We start from the raw sequence: 4,555 nt of genomic DNA, 5'->3' as shown, positions 1-4,555 counted from the left end.
GGCTCATGGGAGATGCCGCCAGCAATGGCAGCGTCCAGAAAGTGGAGAATAACCGTTTTGCCCGTGCCGATCTGGAACGCCGCCTGCTGATGATCGACGATGACATGGACATGAACGCCCTGCCCAAAACGAATTATATTAAGACCATCGTGACCGCCGAGGCTAAGCTGGACTTGGAGCGCAAGGGTGTCCAAAGCTACCAGCGGGACATCTACGCCCGGTTCCTCTGCTTTGGCAACGGCGCGTTGACCTCGCTGTATGACCATTCGGACGGCTTCTTTCGCCGCCAACTTATCCTGACCACTAAGGACAAGCCTGCCGACCGCATGGACGATCCCTTCCTTGTGGAGAAGATGTGCGCCGAATTGGAGGGCATCCTGCTCTGGTGTCTGGAAGGGCTGCACCGGCTGGTGCAGAACAACTTCCGCTTCACGGTCAGCGAACGAGCCGCCGCCAACGTGGACACCATCAAACGCAGCAGCAACAATGTCATCGACTTCATGGAATCCGAGGGCTACTTCCGCTTCAAGGCGGACTACTCCATCAGTTCCAAGGAGTTCTACGACATTTATAAGCAGTGGTGCGAGGACAACGCATGCCACAGCGTATCGGCGATCCGTTTCAGCGCCGAACTGCGCCAGAATGACCGCCGCTATAACCTTGAAGCCACCAACAACATCTATCTGCCCGGTGGCCGCAGGGTGCGGGGTTTTGTAGGCATCGAACCGCTTGTCCACCCCTGCCCGTAAAAAGTGCATTTTTCACAGAAGAAGTTCGTACAACCTGTACGGTCTGTACTTGTACGCATCTGTACGGCGAATTAAAGCGTTTTAAAACGTGTTATCGTTTATATTTCGCATTTCCGTACGTCGTACGAACCGTACAGGTTATTTGAAGTCCGTACGCAATTTTTTCAGATGCGTACGGAGCAATCAAGTTCGCATTGTGCGAACTTGATTGTAGCTCTCCCGCAGGAGGCGTTCCCCCTCGGAGAGTCCTCGAAGAGCCCACTACACTTTGCAGCCCATAGGGATGAAAGTGTTATAGTGGGTTATTACACTTCCGAAGAAGTGCATCTTCGTTCCCCGTCACCTTTCGATGAACCTTGAAAGGAGGGATGCCCTTTGGCAAGAAACGATGGCGTTGACCGCACCAGTGTCCGGAATCTCGCCGTTTCGGACAAGGCCGTTGGCAACACCCAGCAGCACAATGAGCGTGAAAAGGACAGCTATCGGAACCCCGACATTATCCCCCAGCGCACTGCATGGAACGTCCACTTCAAAAAGCCAACTGCCAGCTACACCGACCTATTCGCCCAACTGGAAGCCGCCGGAACCATCTCCACGCGCGGCTTGAAGCCGGATGCTATCCACTACTGTGAACTTGTCTTTGATGTCAACTCTGCCTACTTTGACAATCACGGCGGCTATGAGTTCGCCAAGCAGTTCTATGAGGATGCCTACAAAGCAGCCGTTCAAATCGTGGGCGGTGAGCAGTATATTCTCTCGGCTGTCATGCACGCCGATGAAATCAACCGCGCCATGACCGAAGCATTAGGCCGGGAGGTCTACCACTACCATCTTCATGTGGTCTATGTGCCTGTGGTGGAAAAGCAGATCCTGTGGTCGAAACGCTGCAAGGACAAGGCTCTGGTCGGCAAAGTCAAGGAGACCGTCATGCAGGTCAGCCGGAGCAAGAAGTGGGCATCCAAGCCCCTGCTGGACGATGCCGGAAAGCCTGCGCTGCAAAAGAACGGCAAGCCAGTCCTGAAGAAGTCGTACAGTGTCCTGCAAGACGATTTCTTCAACTATATGCGCAACGCCGGGTACACGGATGTAGAGCGCGGTGAACGCGGCAGCACTGAAGAACACCTGACCGTCACCCAGTTCAAAGTCCAGCGGGAGCAGGAGCGTCTGGACAGCCTGACTGCACAAGCCGACGAACAAGCACAGTCGCTTGCTAAAACCAGTCAGACCCTCTCCAAAAAGGAGAAGGAACTTGCCGCTGTGCAGAAAAAGGCCACACTCACGAAAGAAGCCCTCATTCATGCGCGTGATCTGGATTATATCGGCAAGCGCACCTTCCTCGGCAACTACTCGCTGACCGAAGAAGAATTTTCCAAACTGAAAAAACAGGCTGACCACGGCTATATGATGGACGTAGAGAACCGCCGCCTGAAAGAAGAACTTTCCACCGCCAAGAAGGAAGCCATTCATTGGAGCAACAAGTACCACGACCTGTGGTACGATGTAAAGCCCTATCTGGATGCGCTCCACCGTGCTCCTGAACTGGTGCGCGGTTTTCTGGAAAAGATTCTTGCTCCCAAGCAGGAGCGCACCATGAATGTGCCACAGCGAAACCGCAAGCGTGGGCAGGATGTAGAACTTTAAGCTGAATTTTTAGATGATATGACAATATAAGGAGCAATGCTTATGGATTTTGACCGTAATTCTATGACCGTCCCTGTGCAATCTTCCGATTATACGAATAAGTTCTTGCAAAAGGACTCGAATCTCACTACAATGGAGGTGGTCACTCAAACCAATGCCGTCAAGTCTCCGACTGACAGCCCAGCAACCACGAAGCTGGTGTACACGGTGGAAGAGATCGCACGAATGCTGGCCATCAGCCTGCGCTCTGCTTACAACCTGTGCAACAGCACCACCGAATTCCGTGTCCTGCGGGTAGGCGGAAGCATCCGTGTACCGAAAGACAGTTTCGATGCGTGGCTCTACCGGGCAGCTTGATAAGGAGGCAAACAGTATGGCATATATTACGAAGCGCGGCAACTCTTACAGCGTCCGATACACTTATGAAGATGAGCACGGCAAGAGCTGCGACAAATGGGAGAGTTTTCCCACAAAAGAGGAGGCAACAAACCGAAAAAAGCAAATCGAGCATGAACTGGCGGCTGGTACTTTCCTGATTCCGTCCTCTGTGACGGTAGCAGAGTTCCTCATGGATTGGCTGCCCAAGCAGTGCAGCAAACACAAGTGGGCACCCAAAACCTACGAATCCAACCTTTCCACCATTCAGAACCTTATTATCCCCTATATCGGCAGCATGGAGATGCAGAAACTCAAGCCCTACCACATGGAAAACCTCTATACGACCCTGAGCAAAACGCCCTGCGGTTCGTATATCGAGGGAAAGAAGCAAGAACTGACCGAAAAGCAGAAACAGCGGTTTCTTTCCGGCACGACTATCCATGAGGTGCACCGGCTGCTGGGAACAGCGTTCCAGTATGCCGTGGAGTGGGGAATCCTGATTAAGAGTCCTGTTCCCGTGGACAGCCCCAAGAAGTCCACGCAGGAGCGCTCCATCTGGACGGTAGAGGAAATGCGGGCGGCTCTGGACAGCATGGATGACCCTATCCTGCATCTGGCAGTCCACCTCACACTGGTGGGCGCACTGCGAGAGGGCGAGATCGTGGGTCTGACCCCAGAGGATATCGACTTTGATGCTGCGGATGGCATCGGAACGTTCCGTATCAACAAGTCCATGCAGCGGGTGCGAAAAGAAGCCCTGAAACAAGTAGACGATGGCTGCATCATCAAGGTATTCCCGGACAAGCTGGAACGCAGCACCACTTCCCTCATCCTGAAAAGTACCAAAACGGCATCTTCCTGCCGCACCATCTTCATGACCTCCGCACTGAAAGAGGAATTGAAGAAGTGGCTGAATCAACTGGCAGCAGACGAGAGGAAGGACCCGACACGCTACCACGACAGCGGAATGCTGTTCCGTCTGCCCAACGGCCTGGCGGTGGAGCCTGTGCTCATCCGCAAGAAGTTCCTGAAATGGCAGGACGCACACCCGGAGTTCCCACGTATCGTATTCCACGGTCTGCGTCATTCCAGTGCGACCTATCAGCTGATGATCTCCGGCGGCGATGTGAAGGCGGTGCAGGGAACTACTGGACACGCAACGGCAGATATGCTGGTGAACACCTACGCCCATATCCAGCAGTCCTCCCGTGTGGAGCTGGGCAAGAAGTTTGAAAGCGGCTTCTATGCCAAGCCCGACACCCCCAGCCCACAGGCTGTACCCGCCGCAGGCGAACCAACCATCTCTATGACTGCTCTGCTGGAACTTCTGAAGAACGCCGACCCAGAGGTAAAGGCGCAGCTCCGTCTGGCACTGCTGACCTGATGCAAAATTTACCACGCATTTCAAAGCAATTCCAGCCTATGCAGAGGATTCCCACGAAAAAGCCGACCGTGCAAAAACCGTGCATTGACCGTGCAGACCCCGATTTTTCGGGGTTACATAACGAAAAAGAGCGTTAAATCTTACGATTCAACGCTCTTTTGTAAGTGCACCTCCAGGGACTCGAACCCTAGGCCCACTGATTAAGAGTCAGTTGCTCTACCAACTGAGCTAGAGGTGCATATTGTCGAGATGCGGTTTCAAACATCCCGACATTTGAGTCGGCGACTACCTATTTTCACGCGCCGTTTCCAGCGAACTATCTTGGGCACGAGTGAGCTTAACTTCTGTGTTCGGAATGGGAACAGGTGGAACCTCACCGTCATCGTCACCGACCAATATGACT

4 protein-coding genes, 1 tRNA gene and 1 rRNA gene are annotated in these 4,555 nt (G+C 53.4%); 4 read left to right on the top strand and 2 right to left on the bottom strand.

The genetic code is table 11. The features are described from left to right. The 4 genes from J3351_RS13895 to xerC form a co-directional block, all read left to right on the top strand. Nucleotides 1–749: DUF5906 domain-containing protein (locus tag J3351_RS13895; protein ID WP_242699435.1), on the top strand; the 749-nt coding region annotated here is incomplete at its 5' end. Nucleotides 750–1,124: 375 nt separating this feature from the next. Then, nucleotides 1,125–2,390, top strand: coding sequence for a plasmid recombination protein (locus J3351_RS13890; protein WP_118554328.1), 1,266 nt, complete (start codon nucleotides 1,125–1,127; stop codon nucleotides 2,388–2,390). Between the two features lie 42 nt (nucleotides 2,391–2,432). Further along, nucleotides 2,433–2,747 (top strand): helix-turn-helix domain-containing protein, encoded by a 315-nt coding sequence (locus tag J3351_RS13885; RefSeq protein ID WP_055192342.1) that lies wholly within the window; start codon nucleotides 2,433–2,435, stop codon nucleotides 2,745–2,747. Nucleotides 2,748–2,763: 16 nt separating this feature from the next. After that, nucleotides 2,764–4,152 carry a tyrosine recombinase XerC gene (gene xerC / locus J3351_RS13880; RefSeq protein WP_207697989.1) on the top strand — a complete coding sequence of 463 codons (1,389 nt, stop codon included), beginning with the start codon at nucleotides 2,764–2,766 and terminating at the stop codon, nucleotides 4,150–4,152. 165 nt (nucleotides 4,153–4,317) lie between these two features. Here xerC and J3351_RS13875 read toward each other — a convergent pair. Further along, nucleotides 4,318–4,390: transfer RNA gene (locus J3351_RS13875), tRNA-Lys, on the bottom strand. A 38-nt stretch (nucleotides 4,391–4,428) separates the two neighbouring features. Beyond that, nucleotides 4,429–4,545, bottom strand: a 5S ribosomal RNA gene (rrf, locus tag J3351_RS13870). Between the last annotated feature and the right edge of the window lie 10 nt (nucleotides 4,546–4,555).

The sequence above is a fragment of the Faecalibacterium sp. Marseille-Q0746 genome (assembly GCF_017377595.1).
GTDB lineage: Bacteria > Bacillota > Clostridia > Oscillospirales > Ruminococcaceae > Faecalibacterium > Faecalibacterium duncaniae.
This window is presented reverse-complemented; position numbering and strand designations above follow the sequence as displayed.